At 67.1% G+C, this 15,397-nt stretch carries 14 protein-coding genes, 1 tRNA gene and 1 pseudogene; 9 read left to right on the top strand and 7 right to left on the bottom strand.

Annotated elements, in window-relative coordinates; translation table 11 throughout:
- The first annotated feature begins 68 nt into the window (after window positions 1-68).
- Window positions 69-1,497, top strand: a pseudogene (hflX, locus tag QEG98_RS28425) (GTPase HflX).
- 121 nt (window positions 1,498-1,618) lie between these two features.
- Here hflX and QEG98_RS28420 read toward each other — a convergent pair.
- Entirely contained in the window at window positions 1,619-2,362 is a 744-nt protein-coding gene (locus QEG98_RS28420; RefSeq protein ID WP_316563531.1) for a hypothetical protein, read from the bottom strand.
- A 731-nt stretch (window positions 2,363-3,093) separates the two neighbouring features.
- On the opposite strand from QEG98_RS28420, the gene QEG98_RS28415 reads away from it, so the two are divergent.
- The 6 genes from QEG98_RS28415 to QEG98_RS28390 all read left to right on the top strand — a co-directional run bounded on the left by QEG98_RS28415 (window position 3,094) and on the right by QEG98_RS28390 (window position 8,729).
- Window positions 3,094-3,345 carry a hypothetical protein gene (locus QEG98_RS28415; protein WP_316563530.1) on the top strand — a complete coding sequence of 84 codons (252 nt, stop codon included), beginning with the start codon at window positions 3,094-3,096 and terminating at the stop codon, window positions 3,343-3,345.
- Window positions 3,342-3,701, top strand: a complete 360-nt coding sequence (locus QEG98_RS28410) for a cupin domain-containing protein (protein ID WP_316563529.1) — start codon at window positions 3,342-3,344, stop codon at window positions 3,699-3,701. The genes QEG98_RS28415 and QEG98_RS28410 overlap by 4 nt, the downstream gene beginning before the upstream one ends.
- A gap of 18 nt (window positions 3,702-3,719) precedes the next feature.
- The gene (locus tag QEG98_RS28405; RefSeq protein WP_316563528.1) at window positions 3,720-5,219 is read left to right on the top strand and encodes a DUF488 family protein; all 1,500 of its coding nucleotides are present in this window, start codon (window positions 3,720-3,722) and stop codon (window positions 5,217-5,219) included.
- A 173-nt stretch (window positions 5,220-5,392) separates the two neighbouring features.
- Window positions 5,393-5,602 (top strand): hypothetical protein, encoded by a 210-nt coding sequence (locus tag QEG98_RS28400; protein WP_316563527.1) that lies wholly within the window; start codon window positions 5,393-5,395, stop codon window positions 5,600-5,602.
- Window positions 5,603-6,267: 665 nt separating this feature from the next.
- Window positions 6,268-7,716 carry a hypothetical protein gene (locus QEG98_RS28395; RefSeq protein ID WP_316563526.1) on the top strand — a complete coding sequence of 483 codons (1,449 nt, stop codon included), beginning with the start codon at window positions 6,268-6,270 and terminating at the stop codon, window positions 7,714-7,716.
- Window positions 7,717-8,030: 314 nt separating this feature from the next.
- Window positions 8,031-8,729 carry a M14 family metallocarboxypeptidase gene (locus QEG98_RS28390; RefSeq protein WP_316563525.1) on the top strand — a complete coding sequence of 233 codons (699 nt, stop codon included), beginning with the start codon at window positions 8,031-8,033 and terminating at the stop codon, window positions 8,727-8,729.
- 264 nt (window positions 8,730-8,993) lie between these two features.
- On the opposite strand, the gene QEG98_RS28385 is transcribed toward QEG98_RS28390, so the two are convergent.
- Complete coding sequence (locus QEG98_RS28385; RefSeq protein ID WP_316563524.1) at window positions 8,994-10,151, bottom strand: alpha/beta hydrolase; 1,158 nt, start codon at window positions 10,149-10,151, stop codon at window positions 8,994-8,996.
- 159 nt (window positions 10,152-10,310) lie between these two features.
- Between QEG98_RS28385 and QEG98_RS28380 the strand changes: the two genes are divergently transcribed.
- Both QEG98_RS28380 and QEG98_RS28375 read left to right on the top strand, forming a co-directional pair.
- Window positions 10,311-10,985, top strand: coding sequence for a response regulator transcription factor (locus QEG98_RS28380; protein ID WP_011555180.1), 675 nt, complete (start codon window positions 10,311-10,313; stop codon window positions 10,983-10,985).
- Complete coding sequence (locus tag QEG98_RS28375; RefSeq protein ID WP_316563523.1) at window positions 10,982-12,454, top strand: HAMP domain-containing sensor histidine kinase; 1,473 nt, start codon at window positions 10,982-10,984, stop codon at window positions 12,452-12,454. The genes QEG98_RS28380 and QEG98_RS28375 overlap by 4 nt, the downstream gene beginning before the upstream one ends.
- 112 nt (window positions 12,455-12,566) lie before the next feature.
- Here QEG98_RS28375 and QEG98_RS28370 read toward each other — a convergent pair whose 3' ends face one another.
- The 5 genes from QEG98_RS28370 to QEG98_RS28350 all read right to left on the bottom strand — a co-directional run bounded on the left by QEG98_RS28370 (window position 12,567) and on the right by QEG98_RS28350 (window position 15,378).
- Window positions 12,567-13,103, bottom strand: a complete 537-nt coding sequence (locus QEG98_RS28370; protein ID WP_316567975.1) for a TetR/AcrR family transcriptional regulator — start codon at window positions 13,101-13,103, stop codon at window positions 12,567-12,569.
- An 86-nt stretch (window positions 13,104-13,189) separates the two neighbouring features.
- A complete protein-coding gene (locus QEG98_RS28365) occupies window positions 13,190-13,507 on the bottom strand; it encodes a DMT family transporter (RefSeq protein WP_090491741.1) in 318 nt (105 codons plus the stop codon).
- Between the two features lie 23 nt (window positions 13,508-13,530).
- Window positions 13,531-14,277: a 3-oxoacyl-ACP reductase family protein gene (locus QEG98_RS28360; RefSeq protein WP_141257343.1), complete on the bottom strand. Its 747-nt coding sequence runs from the start codon at window positions 14,275-14,277 to the stop codon at window positions 13,531-13,533.
- A 562-nt stretch (window positions 14,278-14,839) separates the two neighbouring features.
- Window positions 14,840-14,912: transfer RNA gene (locus QEG98_RS28355), tRNA-Ile, on the bottom strand.
- Between the two features lie 79 nt (window positions 14,913-14,991).
- Window positions 14,992-15,378, bottom strand: a complete 387-nt coding sequence (locus QEG98_RS28350) for an MGMT family protein (protein WP_316563521.1) — start codon at window positions 15,376-15,378, stop codon at window positions 14,992-14,994.
- Window positions 15,379-15,397 lie beyond the last annotated feature (19 nt).

Genomic DNA, 15,397 nt, shown 5'->3' with positions numbered 1-15,397 from the left:
CCCGGACCCAGTGGGGGGCGGGGGGCGTGGACTCGCCCCGTCGCGGGACGGCCCGACGTGTTACGAGGATGCGCATGGCGATATCTACCCTCCCTGAACGTCTGCGTGCCGTCCTCGTCGGTGTCCAGCTTCCGGGCGTCTCGGACGAAGAGCACGCCGCGGACTTCGCGGAGCTGCGCCGGCTGGTGCACACGCTGGGGTATGACACGGTGGCGACCGTGTCCCAGAAGCGGGCGCGGCTGGCCACGGGCACGGTGCTCGGGACGGGCAAGCTCAAGGAGCTGGCGGCCCTCACCGGAGGTTCGGGCGTGATTACGTCCGGGGCGAGCGACCGGACGTCGAAGGCCCGCGAGAAGTGGGAGGCCGCCGCCAACACGGAGCTCGGCCCCGAGGGCGAGGCCGTCGAAGAGGAAGCCGACGACGTGGAGCCGGGGGACGCGCTGCTGCCTCCGTCTTGGGAAGGAGACGACAAGGCGGGGCCCCGGCCCACCGTGGTGGTCGTGGACCACGAGCTGTCGCCCGGCCAGCTGCGCAACCTGGAGAAGGCCACGGGCGCGATGGTGCTGGACCGCGCGGGCGTGATTGTCGACATCTTCCACCGGCACGCGAAGAGCCACGAAGCGCGGATGCAGGTGGAGATCGCCCGGCTCAACTACCGGCCCCCGGCTGCGCGAATCCACCGGAGGCCGCGAGCGGCAGCAGGGGCGTGGCGCGGGTGACTCGGCGCTGGAGCTGGACCGCCGCAAGATTCGCGACCGGCTGGCGGAGCTGCGCGAGGGACTGGCGGCCATCCAGAAGGACCAGGACCACCGCCGCTACGCGCGAAGGGACCTGCTGCGGGTGGCTTTGGTGGGCTACACGAACGCGGGCAAGTCTTCGCTGATGCGTGCGTTGACGGGCAGCACGGTGCTGGTCGCGGACCAGCTCTTCGCCACGCTCGACACCACGGTGCGCGCGATGCAGCCGGAGACCCGTCCGCGCATCCTGGTCTCCGACACGGTGGGCTTCATCCAGAAGCTGCCGCACGACCTGGTCGCGTCCTTCCGCTCCACGCTGGACGAGGCCCTGGAAGCGTCACTGCTGCTCTACGTGGTGGATGCGTCGGACCCCACGTGGGCCGCGCAACTGGAGGTCACCCGCACGGTGCTCCGGGATATCGGCGCGGACGCCGTACCGAGCAAGCTGATCTTCAACAAGGCGGACCGGCTGGACGCGGCGGCGAAGGAAGCGCTGCTCGCAATGCACCCGGATGCCCTGATGCTCTCCGCGCACCTGCCGGACGACGTGGCGATGCTGCGCAAGAACATCATCGCCTTCTTCGAGTCCTCGATGGTGGAGGCGGACCTGGTGATTCCCTACTCCCGGCAGGGGCGCATCAGCGAGGTGTACGAGCACACCACGGTGGTGTCCCAGGCCTACGACGAGAGCGGCAGCCGGCTGCGCGTGCGGGGCCTTCCAGGGGCCATCGCGAAGCTCACCCAGTCGTTCCAGGAGTAGGCCTTCCCCGGCGCCACCCCAGCCAAGGGAGTCCACTCCGTCGTGCCTCACGGGCCGGGAAACCGGAGGCCGCTGACGCCCGCGCTCCGGCACTGCACCGGAGGCGGGCTGGTCCAGCGGACTACTCGGCGCGGCAGACGGCCGGCGCGGAGAGGTTGGGGCGAATCATCTTGAACGGCTGAATCAGGTCCGGGACGCGGAGCAGCGCGTCACGGCAGCCCGCCTCGTCGTTGCCGGACATCTCCACCTTGAAGCTGCAGTCCTGCGCGCCCTCGCAGACCGTCTTGGCCAGCCGCGCATAGCAGTCTACGGCGCGGGCGCAGGTGCCCTCGCCCAGGTCCATCGACGCGGAGGAGGGCGTCGTCGAGGCAGAAGCCGTGTTCGTGTTCGTCGACACCGATGCGCCAGCGGACAGGGCGTCCTGCGAGTTCTCGCCCGGGGCGTTCAGGTTGATGGTGACGTTCGTCTGCGCGGGCGCGTGGGTAGGGGCGGCGACGTAGCGCGGGTTGATGCGGTCCTGGGCGCAGAGGTACAGCTCCTCGCCCTTCTTGCGCACCGTGGCGAGCTTCGCCTCCAGCTCCTCCGGAGGAACCTGCTTATCGTCCACGGAGACATGGAAGGTGTACGCGTCCATCCCATTGTAACGGAAATACATCATGGAGGTCGCATCGTAGGTGACGGCGATGGCCGTGTTGTCCATGGACTGCGACTCGAGACCGCTCTCCAGGGCGCAGACGCCGATGGACGTCTTGGTCGTCGAGGCGTCATGCGAGTCGACGGGCAGCGTGTAGTACTTGTTGGCACCACAAGCCGCCAGAGAGAGACATAGAGATGTCAGGGATAGCCCCTGGATGAGCCGCTTCATGAGGTTTGCTCCTAGGAAGAGGAATGGGTCCGCGCTGGTGAAGTCCGGCGGAGTGGCGCATCGACGCGTGCACCGGTTGCTCATTCAATCCTGACACGAAAAGCCCCACCCTCGGAAGTCTCGGGACGGGCCTGTCGCGGGCGTTTCTCGAAACCTGGGACTGCCCACGGCGAGTGTAAGGCTGGCCCCGGCGCGAGGACCATCCCAGGCCGCGTGGTGTTGAGGCTCAAGCCATCGCCAACAGGCCCAGGCCCCTGCCGCGCCCCTCGTGGGAGGGCGGCCTGGACAGGCGTGTACCCCAAGGGGGCTGCTCGGCCTCTCTACCGGCCTGGCTCACAGCTCGGACGCCCCCCGTCAGCTGCCCTCCTCGTCCTGCACGCCACCCTCAACGGAGTCCCAAGTCGTCTTGATGCGCGCCTGATGTACTGGGCGGATCCACGCAGCGGCCGTTGGCGCAGGTCCCACCTTCAAGGAAAGGCCGTGCATGCAACGCATGAAGCAGGGGACGCGGTGGGCATCGTCGCCCGAGAGCTCTCGCAGCGCTCGCGCGGCCGCTTCTGTGACGTTCAAATCGCGCTCGATGAGGCGCTACGCCACACCTACGTCGCAGACTCGACATGGGCGTTGTGCACTCGCGGGACATACGGGGCGTCGGGCTTGCAGTGAGTGGCCTGGGTGCCCAACTCACCTCTTTGCCAGGGGCGCGGGCCAACGTCTGCGGAAGGTGCCGGATGATTGATGTTCGCCAGTCGCTGGAGCGGCGGGTGCTCTCCATGGTCGCGCGCATGGATGAGGAGGGCTTTGGCAACTGCACCTGGCACGGCGAGTGCCAGGCGGCGTGCCCGAAGTCGATCAGCATCGATACCATCGCGCTCATGAACCATGAATGGCTCCGGGCATCGATCGCATCCCAACGCGAAGTGGGGCGCGAGCCCAAGGCGGACGCCCAGAGCCAAGACCCAGAAAGAGGAGGAACGGCATGACCAAACCGACACATCTCGGGGGCGGGGCCACGTTCGACCTGGCGGCAGTCGAGCGTGAAATGCGGCGAGAAGACGCCTACCTGCGGGAGGGCCACACGGCGCGGACTCTGGTGCGCGAGCCCGACCTGCGCATCGTCCTCATCGCGATGAAGGCCGGCGCACGGATGGCCGAGCATCGCGCCAGCGAAACCGTGTCGGTCCACGCGCTCTCCGGGCACGTGCGACTGCGCCTGCCCGACAAGACCGTGGAGCTGCCGTTCGGGCGTTTGCTCGTCCTCGAGAAAGGCCTGCGCCATGACGTGGAGGCGCTCGAGGAGAGCGCGTTCCTGCTCACGCTCGGATGGAAGAGCCCATGAGGGAGGCGTAGAAAGTCGATGCGCGGGGCAAGGAGCTGGCAAGGCGTCCAACTCTATACCGTCGGCCATTCGACGCGAACGCTCGACGAGCTCATCGCGCTCCTTCGACCGTTCGGCGTCTCCATCGTGGCTGATATCAGGACGATCCCGCGCTCGCGCCACAATCCGCAATTCGAACGCGAGGCGCTTCGCTCCGCGCTTCGCCGGCATCACCTCCGTTACGTCCATCTCCCCGCGCTCGGAGGGCTGCGGCACGCGCGCGGGGACTCACCGAACATGGGGTGGCGCAATGCGAGCTTCCGCGGGTACGCGGACTACATGCTGACGGACGAGTTCGAGTCTGGGCTGGCTGAGCTGCGTGAGCTGGTCATGGAAGGCACGGTAGCGTTGATGTGCGCCGAAGCCGTGCCCTGGCGTTGCCATCGCTCCCTGGTCGCAGACGCCCTGACAGTTCGCGGTGCGCAGGTCGAGCACATCACCAGCCGAACCCGGTCGACGCCGCACCGGATGACCGACTTCGCCCATGTCGATGGCACGCGGCTCACGTATCCGGCGGGCCTCGGCTCATCCCTCGATACGCGCGCGCCGTTTCACCTCGAGGCGACCGTGCGCGTGCTGCAGCGGCGGCCGACGAACCTCGTCGACGTCTGGGAGGACGGACGGTACCTGCGAGCGCTCACGGTCTCCGATGGACTCGTGCTGGTCGAGGTCTCGAATCAGGGGACGGTGGACGAGCCGCAGGTCCGGTTCCGCGTGCTCGATGGGGATGACTCGCGCGGAGCGCATGCCGAGATCTCTCGGGTGTTGCGGCGGGGGCTCGGACTCGATGTGGACCCGGAGCCGCTCGATCGGCTGCTCCAAGCCGAGCGCAAGCTCGGCCCCGTTGCGCGTGCGCTGCGCGGTATGCGGCCGCCACGGTTCCCCAGCCTCTTCGAGACGTTCGCGAACGTCATCCCGTTCCAGCAGGTCAGCCTGGACGCCGGGGTCGCAGTCGTTCGCCGTTTGGTAGAGCGCTTCGGCCGGTCCTTGCCGCACGAGGGGCAAGAACGGTACGCCTTTCCGACTGCTGCTGCGCTCGCCGAGGCGCGGCTCGACGCGATTCGCTCCTGTGGCTTGAGCGCGAGGAAGGCCGAGGCACTCCGCGCGGCCGCCGCCGCCGTCCAAGCGGGCGATGTGACAGAGGCCATGCTCACGCAAATGAGCAGCGCCGAGGCGATGCGGATGCTCACTGGGCTCCCCGGTATTGGCCCCTGGAGCGCGGCCTTGGTTCTCCTGCGCGGCTTGGGCCGGCTGGAGGTGTTCCCGGAGGGGGATGTCGGGGTCATTCGCGGGCTCTCGGGATTGATGCATGTCGAGCCGGGACCTGCGCTCGAGCGCCTGATCCGCCGCTTCGGCGAGCAGCGTGGATATTTGTATTTCTGCTCGCTCGGTAGCGCGCTCTTGGCCCGAGGCCTCATTCATGCCGCCGACGCTGGGCCACGGCGAAGCCTTCTAATCGCGCCGGAGTCGCACCATTGAGGCCAACGCAGCGATGCCTGCCGATGTGCAACTTCTGCAGAGGAGGCGGTTCGCTCTCGCTCTAGGGGATCCGCGCGAAGCCGAGTCGCCGCTCAGGAGCCCGTGAAATAGCAGACCCACCGAAACCGACCGCCACGCCACCCTCTGGAGCCGACCGCGTCTCACCGGAGCTGGTGAAGGAGCTGCGAGAGCGCCTCACCAAGGGCGAGGACGTCGTCGATCCGAAGACCTGGGCCGGCTCCATTCCGGCCGCCCTCGGTATCGCCCCTCGCCTGCAAATCGGCGCGAACCGTTGGTTCAACCTGGTCTGGCTGCTTGCGCAACGAGGTTCAGCTCGGCTTCAAGCAAGTGAAGTGGATTGCCGGCATCGAGTTCGTCGCTGACTTCCTCGAAGTGGGAGGCGGGTACGGCGGCTACGATGAAGATCACGAGTTCTTCGGGTATCGTCAGTCGATCTGAGTCGGGTGCGAAGGAATGGGCGCGCTCCTCGATGGTCTGCTCCCCCAATTTTCGGACCCGTTGAAGCGTGAGAGCGTCCTCGCGGCCAGGAGGCAGGTCGGTCGTGAGGAAGAGCAGGTTTATTGAGGAGCAGATGGGCCGCATTCCGCGGGAGGCGGAGAACCTACAGTTGTCGTTTGAGTCTGGCGCTTCGTGCCCGGTAGTGGCATTGCCTGGCGCCGGCTTGGTGGTGACGTCGCCAGAGTGCCAGCAACAGGCGTCGAGTCTCCTGGACGGAGAAGCGGACGAGGGTTGTCAGTGCGCAGTCTCCTTGAATGAGACGCGCAAAGACGAGGCCGATGCATCGGCTGTGCATGAGCACTCCCCATGAATGGGGACTCCTGAATCGCCACACACGGGACCTGTCAGTATTAAAAAGAGTGATGTCTCCGGATGATTCAGTGAGTCAAGTCAGGAGTTCGACTGGCGATGTGCGCCGCATGAACTGACTTGCGCCTTCTCGACACACCGGGATGCCTTTAGTACGCGTGTCCAGGTGCGTTCGTCGAATCTCTCTACTCCCCGTTTCCACCTGCCCTGGTGGCCCCTGGTGCTCATCGCTTCAGGGGCGTGGCTGCTGCGCATCGCGGGCTTCTTCCACCGGGGAGGCGCTTTCGGGCATCCCGTGGACTACGACGAGGGCGTCTATTTCAGTGCCGCCGCACTTCTCGCCCATGGTGTATTGCCCTACCGTGACTACTTCTTCGTCCACCCTCCTGGGATTGCCATGTTGCTGGCGCCAGTGGCCGCGCTCGCACGTGGCTTCGACGCAGCGCTGGCATTCGCAGTGGTCCGTTGGCTCGTCCCCGGGATCGGGGCACTGAGCACGCTTCTGTGCGGACGCATCGCTCAGGAGCAATGGGGCGTCAGGGCAGGCGTCGTGGCCGCGCTCGCCTATGCCGTCTTCCCAGAAGCGGCCGCCACCGAGCGCGGGCCCTTCCTGGAGCCACTGCTCAACCTCGCCTGTCTTGGCATGGCATGGGTTTGGCTGCGGCATGGGGCTGATGCCTCACGGTGGAAGGGGGATCTGCTGGCCGGAGCCCTTCTTGCCACCGCGTGCGCCATCAAGCTGACAGCCGGCGCCTGGGTCATCGCCGCGGTGTGGGCTCGCGGCATGGAGGGCCAGGGACGGCGTGCCCTACGAGTCGTGCTTGTCGCGGCAGCCGTGGGGCTGGTCTGGCTGGGCCCCTTCTTCGCGCTCGCCCCCGCCGCGATGCTCGATGGCCTTCTTCGGTTCCAGTTGCTCCGCCCACCCGATGGCGAGTCAGATGTCTGGCGCCGACTTCTCATGGTCCTGGGAGACGGGCGCATGGGCTTCTCCGTCCTCTGTGTATGGGGCTTGGTCGTGGCCCTGGCCCGAACTCGTCGAAGGGAGGCCGTCGCCGAGCGACTCTTCGCGGCCGCCTGGGTTCTGACGGTCGTGACCTTCTTGTCGTCGAAGAGCTATTGGGCCCAGTACAACGCCCACCTGGCGCCTACCATGGCGGTCCTCGCGGGGTTGGGGGCCTCCGTGGTGTTGAGTTGGGCGGACACACGTTCGCGCACGCAAGCCGCGCTCATCACCGCCACGGTGATGCTCATCGCACTCTCTCCGTTGCCGGCGGCCATCCGCTCTGCGAATCAGCGAGACCGTTTCCTGCTCACGCTCGGGAGCTCACTCCGGGCCTCCGTCCCCCCGGATTCAGCCCTTTGCACCTTCGAACCGGCTTGGGCAATCGCCGCCGGGCGGCTTCCCGGAATCCCAGAGGGGACTCCCATCCTCGTCGACCCCTATGGCCTCATGCTGAATGATGCACTGGGCACCCCCGGGCGCTTCGCTCACGCAGGAGCCGCTTTCGAGGATGAGCGCTCGCAGCGGACCATGCTCCCCATGCTTGCGCGCTGTGACATCCTGGTCCTTGAGGGACGTGGCGAATGGCAGCTGTCCTCCGCCAGCGAGCGCTGGGTCCATGAGCACTTCGTGCGAGAAGGGCTCTTCTGGCGGCGTGCTTCTGAGTGAAGTCTCGCGGATTCCCCACGCCGGAAGGAAGCTGGAGGGGCGAGCGACTCTCGATCACCGGGACTGCCCACTGCGGGTGCAAGGCTGCCCCTGGCGCGACGACCACCCAAGGCCGCGCGGTGTTGAGGGGCCCTATCCGTCTTATGCCTGATGTCACACACGAGAAGCCCGGGTAGCGGCCCGCAACCTGCTCTAGAATCGCCGATATGAGCACTGCACCGTACCCTATTGGTTCCCCCGGAAGCCCCTGGGGTGAGGCGGAAGTCACGGCCTGGCGGTCCCGCCAGACCCGCAAGCGCAGCTACGCGGCCGACGTGCTGAGCGCGATAGATCGCCTGCGCGCGCGCTTCGACGTGGTGCAGTACGGTCTGCTGGACTACCCGCCGGACACGTACCCGCTGTTCGCGCTCGCGAGCCGCGACTGGCGCGACGGGTTGCCGGTGGCGCTGGTCACGGGTGGGGTACACGGCTACGAGACGAGCGGCGTCCACGGCGCGCTGCAGTTCGTCGAGCGGCATGCGGCTGGCTACGCGGGCCGCTTCAACCTGCTCGTCGTCCCGTGCGTCAGCCCGTGGGCCTACGAGCGGATCCACCGCTGGAACATGAATGCCATCGACCCGAACCGCTCCTTCCGCGAGCCCAGCCCCGCGGAGGAGTCGGCGGCCCTCATGCGACTGGTCGCCCCGCTGCGCGACCGCGTGCTCGTGCACGTGGACCTGCACGAGACCACCGACTCGGACGAGGCGGAGTTCCGCCCCGCCTTGGCCGCGCGCGACGGCAAGCCCTTCGAGCCCGGCCACACCCCGACGGATTCTACGTCGTGGGCGACACCGAGAACCCGCGGCTCGACTTCCAGCAGGCGGTCATCGCCGCGGTCGCGAAGGTCACCCACATCGCCCCGCCAGACGCCGACGGCAAGATCATTGGCTCTCCCGTCGTCGCCCCGGGCGTCATCCACTACGCACTCCGCCAGCTCGGACTGTGCGCTGGCATCACGCGCGCCCGCTACGTGACGACCACCGAGGTCTACCCCGACAGCCCGCGCGCGACGCCCGCGCAGTGCTGCGACGCGCAGGTGGCGGCGGTCACGGCGGCGCTCGATTACGCGTTGGCGCATCCGTAGGGGAGGTGCCAATCCAATCTCGACGTCGAGCGCACGCCACGCTCGACCTCGTGGCCGTCACGGCTCACGTGGGCGAGCCGACGCAGGCGGCGCCGGTGGCAGCGGCGCAGGGCCCGCTGGAGTGGGAGTAGGGCTTCAGGGTGGCGTGTCGTGCCTATCGCGCCCCGGTGGCCGCGTCCCGGGAGGCAGGCTTCGGTGCATCGCCTGCCGCCTCGGCGATGGGCCGGGCGTACCTGACCAGCGACAGCAGCATCTTGCCCGGCTCTTCGTTCATGATCTCGTGAGCCGAGTTCTCGAACCAGACCAGGTGCTTGATGGGTGCGTGAAGGCGCTCGAACCATTCGGCCGCGACGCTTGCCGACACGTTGTAGTCGTGCCGGCCATTGAAGAGGAGCATCGGGCACTCGAGCCGGGTCACGTTGCTGAAGTCGGCCCGCAACACGGCGGGGAACAGCTTCTCCTCGGAGAGCTCGTTGGCGGTCCACACCGAGGCCAGCTCGGCATCCGTGTACTCCGGAGAGAGTGCGAAGCCCTCCGCTTCGGCCTGGCCACCCGTCCGCCCGTGCACCTGGCCACCATAGAAGCCGAGCCACTTGCGCTGGATCGCGACGACGGGCAGCTCGAGCGCAGCGCCATGCGCCGCGTAGGGCGCAATCGATTGCAGCTCCCTGATCGCCTCCTCGTTTCCGGCTGCGCGTGCCCTGTCCATGGCAAAGCGCCATCCGCGCCGTTCGCTCTCCAGAACATCGGTCGCCTGTCCCATTCCGATATACGCGTGCAGCCATTCCGGGTGACGTTGCGCTACGGACAGGCCGAGGTAGCTGCCCCATGAATGTCCGAGCAGGAAGATCTTCTCCTTGCCGAGCTCCTTGCGTGCCCAGCGAATCATCTCCTCGGTATCGGCGATCAACCGCTCCGCCGTCATGGTCGCCGCGACCGCGGAGGGGTCATTCGCCAGGTAGGTTTTTCCAGCACCGCGCTGATCCCACTGGATGACGGTGAAGTACTCCTCCCACCCCCGCTGGAAGTACCAGCTCGTCGGCATCGACACGAAGCCGGGACCTCCGTGGAGCATCAGCAACACGGGATTCGCCCGGTCGACGCCGCGGATCGAGACCCATTGGTCGATCCCGCCGATGCGGACCTTCTCCAGCCGCTCCACACCCATGGGGGTCACGATCCGGCGCAGGTTGGCGACGATGGCGGTCGCTTCGCGCCGGCTGCCGGGTCCAGCCTGCTCCCTGGCCGTAGGGGTGCCCGCACAGCTCGTCAGGAGGACGGCCAGGCAGCAATTACGGAAGAGGTTCGTCATCTCGGTCCCGGGACAGTACGCAGGTGCTCGCATAGGGGGCATCGCCCACCTCCTTCCATTCTCTTCTGGCAGCGCAGGCTTGCACGAGCCTGACAGTCGCTGATTGTCGCGGCGCCTTCGCCCCGGGAGGAGTAGCGTCCGCCGACACGGAGGGGACTCATGCGTGCGCTCCTTGTCGAGGATGAGCCGGAACTCGCGCGGCTGGTGGCAAATGAAGCGACGTCCCAGGGCTTCTCGGTCGACGCCGTGGCTTCGGTCACCGAGGCCCGTAGCGCGATTCACCTGGGCGCCTACGCGATCGTGCTTCTGGACCGCCGCCTGCCCGATGGCGACGGCCTGTGCCTGATTCCCGAGCTCCGGGCCATGCAGCCGGAGGCGGGCGTGCTGGTGATCAGCGCGATGGGAGATGTCCCGGAGAGAGTCGCAGGCCTGGATGCGGGTGCGGATGACTACATGGGAAAGCCTTTCCATGCAGACGAGCTACGGGCGCGCATCCGCTCGGTGCTGCGACGGCCTGCACAGGCGCGACAGCTGCAGCCGGTGCGCTGCGGCGCCATCGAGTACGACCTCGGCTCCAGGCAGATGACGGTGCAGGGAAGGCCGCTGCTGCTTCGCCGGCGCGAGGCCTCGCTGCTGGCCGCCCTGATGCGCCGCGCGCGGCGGGTCGTCCAGCGCGACACCCTCATCAAGGAGGTCTACGGGTTCGACGAGGAGCCCAGTGCCAACACCCTGGAAGCACACATCTCCAGGCTGCGACGGCGGCTCGAGGATTGTGGTGCGGGTGTGGTGCTGCACCCGGTCCGGGGCGTCGGCTATCTTATCGACGAGCCATGAAGCGTCTCACGGACTCCCTGGCGCCGCGCCTGATCGTGGCCGTCCTCGCAACGCAGCTCATCGTCATCACCGGGCTGATGCTGTTCTGGATGGTGTTCTCCCACTCCGTCTCGCACGACGATCTGTCCGCCGCGACCTCCCAACGTCGCGTTGCCGAGTCGATCACGCTGGACCCGGCAGGCGCCCCTCGCATCGAGCCCTCGAGCGCTCTGCGCGCCTATCAGGCACGACGTCCGCAGCTGGCCTACGCCGTGTACCTGGACGGCCGCCTGGTGCCCGGATCATCGCAGCAGCTCGCCCACGCGATCTCTCCACGCGGCTGGGCCGCACCTGGCGCGAACCTCGAACCGGCGCCCACCCTCGCCGACCTGTATCGGCACTTCCCCGACCTGCAGTGTGTGCAGCTGCTCGCTGAGTGCGGAGATCCGGTGATCGCCCTCGGAGAGGGCCAGCACGCGAACGTCTCGATGTTCCCGGTCCACGGCATCGGGACCGCGGTCGTCGTGACGAGCGGCAATCGGCTCGGACTGGATGACCTGCCAACCGCGCTGCGGACGCTGATTCCGCGCGTGATGAAGCTGTTTGGTTCGGCCGTCCTCGCCACCGTCCTCGTGCTGCCACTGATGCTGCGTCGCGCGCTACAACCCCTCACGAGGGCCGCCAACGCCGCATCCGGCATCGGCCTCGAGACGCTGGACCAGCGGCTGTCGCCCGATGGCGTGCCCAAGGAGATCCAGCCCTTCGTCACGGCCATCAATCAGCTGCTGGAAAGGCTCGAGCGCGGCGTCTCCCGCCAGCAACTGTTCGTCGCCAATGCCGCGCACGAGTTGCGCACCCCTGTGGCGATTCTCTGCGCCCGGCTCGACTCCCTGGGCGACAGCCCCGCCACGCGCGACCTGCGGCGCGATGCGACGCGGCTGGGGCTGATGGTCGACCAACTGCTCGCGGCTTTCCGCATGCAGGGACAGACCCCGGCGGATTGGAGAGCGCTGGATCTCGTCCAGCAGCTGCGTGATCTGATCAGCGACATGGCGCCGCTGGCGCTGCGGAGCGGACGAGCCATCGCCCTGGAAGCCGCATCGCCCTCCGAGATGGTGCTGGGACAGGCCGATGGCCTTCGGTCGGCGTTGGCCAACCTGCTCGACAATGCGCTGCGCGCCGAGCCCGCTGGCGGGACGGTGATCGTCAGGATGGAAGCCAGCACGTCCAGCGTCACGGTCGACGTCGTCGATCACGGCCCCGGCGTCGAGGAGTCCGACCGAGAGAACATCTTCGAGCCCTTTTGGCGCCGGGAAGGTCAGTGGAGTGGAACCGGGTTGGGTCTGGCCATCGCCCGCCGCATCTCGGAAGGCCACGGCGGTAGCCTGCAGCACCTGCCCACAGAAGGCGGCGGCGCGACATTCCGGATGCGGGTGCGAAGAGCTCCCGCAGGAAGAAGCATCGACCCGTCAGCGTGTTGCAAGGATTGAGGCGCGTACTGGCTGGAGTTGCCCCCGTCAAATCGGACAACTCAGGGTTGAGAGTTCGCAGTGCGGAACTCGCTGAGCTTCGTTGGGTCAAAGAAGCGTGAGATGTATTCTCTCATGTCGGCCAAGCGAGCATCGCGGCATCAATGATGGCGGCGAGCTTCTTCGCGGAGGCGCCATCGCGAGACTGTATCGACAAGCCCTCCAGCACCGTGGTGTAGAACGCGGCGAGCTTCCCCACCTCGGCGGATGCAGGGAGGTCTCCATCGAGAATGCCTCGCTCGAGTCGCTGCTTCAGCGCACGCTCACCCCTGAGGCGATTCTCCGCGAGGAAGGTCCTGACCCGCTCGTTCTCCGGCGAGCCCAGGAGCGAAGACAGGACGATCATGCACCCCCGAGGTTTGTCGCTGGCGGTGTAGGCCCGCGCATTGGCGCGCAGCATCTCCTCCACCGCCGCGCGTGCGGACGGAGCATCCTCCAGGCTGCGGGTGGTGTGAATGCCTTCGAGCCGGTCGTAGAGCTCAACGGCTTCGCGGAAGAGCTCTTCCTTGCAGCCGAAGATGGAATAGAGGCTGGGCTTGTTGACGCCCATCGCATCGACCAGATCCTGGATGGACGTGCCCTCGTAGCCGCGCGCCCAAAACACCCGCATCGCCTCCACGAGTGCCTCGTCGCGGTCGAACCCGCGGGGGCGGCCCATCACAGCGGAGGGCTTCTTCGTCTTCACCTTGCGCGGAGTCATCGCTCGATTGCCCGCAGGCCAGCGACGCCGATACCGATCATCACCAGGAAGAAGATACGTGGTGCCGAGACCTGTTCGCCGAGAAATAGCATGCCGAAGACCGCGACGCCGCACATGCCCATCCCCACCCAGACAGCGTAGGCCGTTCCGACGGGCAGTTGCTTCAAGGCGAGCGACAGCAGCACCAGGCTGACCATGGCGAGGCCAATGCCGATGACGCTGGGCCAGAACCGGGTCAGGCCGTCGGCTCGCTTGAGCGCGAGCGCCCAGGCGATCTCCAGACACCCGGCCAATATCAACACAGTCCATGCCATGAACGCCTCTTGCTGTCGCGGCTTCAAGCCGAAAAGCCACCATCGACCGCGATGGAGGTGCCTGTGATGAATCGCCCGCTGGCACCCGCCAGGTGCCCGACGGTGGCGGCGATGTCCTCGGGCTGCGCGTAGTGCTTCAGGGACATGAGCGCCAACTCGGCCGCGACGGCGGGCCCGGTCGCCGGATTCATGTCGGTATCCGTCGACCCGGGGTCGATCACGTTCACGGTGATGCCGCGCTCGCCGACTTCCCGTGCCAAGCCCTTCGTCAGGCCGATCAAGGCGGACTTGCTCATCGAGTAGAGCGTGACTCCGCCATAGGGCACGCGCTGCGCGAAGCAGGAACCAATCGAGATGATGCGGCCACCCTGCGGCATGTGCGCGAGCGCGGCTTGAGACGCGACGAACACGCCTCGAACGTGGATTGCCAGTGTCCTGTCGAGTTCCTCGAGTGTGACCTTTTCGAACGGTCCGGAAGGGAAGATGCCGGCGTTGTTGACCAGGATGTCCAGGCGGCCCAACTCGGACGCCGCGCGGTCGACTGCGCCACGGACGGCGTCGGGGTCTCCGTTGTCCGCCTGGATGGCCACTGCCCGTCGGCCGAGTGCCTTGAGTTCACCGACCAGCGTGGCCGCTTTGTCGCCAGAGTTCGCATAGGTGAAGGCGACGTCCGCCCCCCCCTTTGCCAGATGCCGAACGATGGCGGCGCCGATGCCACGCGTGCCACCTGTCACCAACGCCGCCTTGCCACTGAACGCCATCATGTCCACCCTCTACTTTGAAACCGGTCGTTTAAAATGTCTACGCAGCGAGGGGGGCTCCGTCAAGACTTTCTTAATGACCGGTTCATATGTCCCCAGCAGGGCCCTTTGCGGGAAAGAGCCCGCGCTCTCTCCGCCAAGGTGAGTGAGCCAGTTCCCTCAAGCAGGTGAGGAGGAGGCGAGCGAGGGGCTTGAGGCAGCGTAGCCAACCTGTCCACCGAAGCGGGTGATGCTCACCTTCGGCCCCGCCTGGGTGCGTTGACGCTCCCCGAGGTGAACCGCAGCCCGCCTTGATGGGGCGTTCTCCGCCGCAGCCGCCGAGCGCTCGCCCAAGTCGATCAACAATCTGTGCGGCTTCGCACAGTGCCTCTTCTCCAAGGCCATCCAGCGCGGGCTCTGGAAGGGCGACAACCCTGCGGCTGCCGTCCGCCCGGCGCAAGGTGTCCAAGCGCGCCCCGTCCTATCTCAATGCCAAGGGGGTGGCGCCGGTGGTGCGGAACACCGCGGATGCCGCTCAATGGACAGACGCACTTGAAGAGATTGCCAAGGAATTGAGCGGCATTGAGGGAAGTGGGCCCTCCTGGATTCGAACCAGGGACCAATCGGTTATGAGCCGACAGCTCTAACCGCTGAGCTAAGGGCCCTCATGTGCCAACCAACCGCGTGACAGATTGCATATCGCCGGGTGCGCAGTCCTGGCAAGGGGCGTCGTTTTACCCGGCTTCAGCGCTTCCGCTTCGTTGCCAGTCCAGGGGCCGGCGCCTCGCGGGGCACCTTCACGCGGAAGGTGTCCCCACGCTGCGTCACCTCCACGCCTTCGGCCCGCAGGCGCCCTGCCTGCTCCTGGGCCACCTGGGGCGCCAGCGTCCCGTCCGAGCGGGTGACGCGCCACCAGGGCAGCGGCAGCTCGGGCTGCTGGGGCAGGGTGGCCATCTCCCGGCCCACGCCTCGTGCCGCGCCCGGACGGCCCGCGTAGAGCGCCACCTGGGCATAGGAGCGCACCTGCCCGCGCGGAATGGCCCGGACCGCCTTCCACACCGCCTTGGAGAAGGGGAGGGGAGCCTTCTTCACTTCTGCCTTCGGTGTCTTCGTCTTCGCTCGGAGCGCCACGGCGCCAGACTCTAGAAAC

The sequence above is a fragment of the Myxococcus sp. MxC21-1 genome, from assembly GCF_032612255.1.
GTDB lineage: Bacteria > Myxococcota > Myxococcia > Myxococcales > Myxococcaceae > Myxococcus > Myxococcus virescens.
This window is presented reverse-complemented; position numbering and strand designations above follow the sequence as displayed.

Bases quoted from the DNA above. Each gene is read 5' to 3' on its own strand.
- QEG98_RS28420 (WP_316563531.1), bottom strand. From the start codon at position 2,362: ATGAAGCGGCTCATCCAGGGGCTATCCCTGACATCTCTATGTCTCTCT.
- QEG98_RS28415 (WP_316563530.1), top strand. From the start codon at position 3,094: ATGATTGATGTTCGCCAGTCGCTGGAGCGGCGGGTGCTCTCCATGGTC.
- QEG98_RS28410 (WP_316563529.1), top strand. From the start codon at position 3,342: ATGACCAAACCGACACATCTCGGGGGCGGGGCCACGTTCGACCTGGCG.
- QEG98_RS28405 (WP_316563528.1), top strand. From the start codon at position 3,720: ATGCGCGGGGCAAGGAGCTGGCAAGGCGTCCAACTCTATACCGTCGGC.
- QEG98_RS28385 (WP_316563524.1), bottom strand. From the start codon at position 10,151: ATGACGAACCTCTTCCGTAATTGCTGCCTGGCCGTCCTCCTGACGAGC.
- QEG98_RS28380 (WP_011555180.1), top strand. From the start codon at position 10,311: ATGCGTGCGCTCCTTGTCGAGGATGAGCCGGAACTCGCGCGGCTGGTG.
- QEG98_RS28375 (WP_316563523.1), top strand. From the start codon at position 10,982: ATGAAGCGTCTCACGGACTCCCTGGCGCCGCGCCTGATCGTGGCCGTC.
- QEG98_RS28370 (WP_316567975.1), bottom strand. From the start codon at position 13,103: ATGCGGGTGTTTTGGGCGCGCGGCTACGAGGGCACGTCCATCCAGGAT.
- QEG98_RS28365 (WP_090491741.1), bottom strand. From the start codon at position 13,507: ATGGCATGGACTGTGTTGATATTGGCCGGGTGTCTGGAGATCGCCTGG.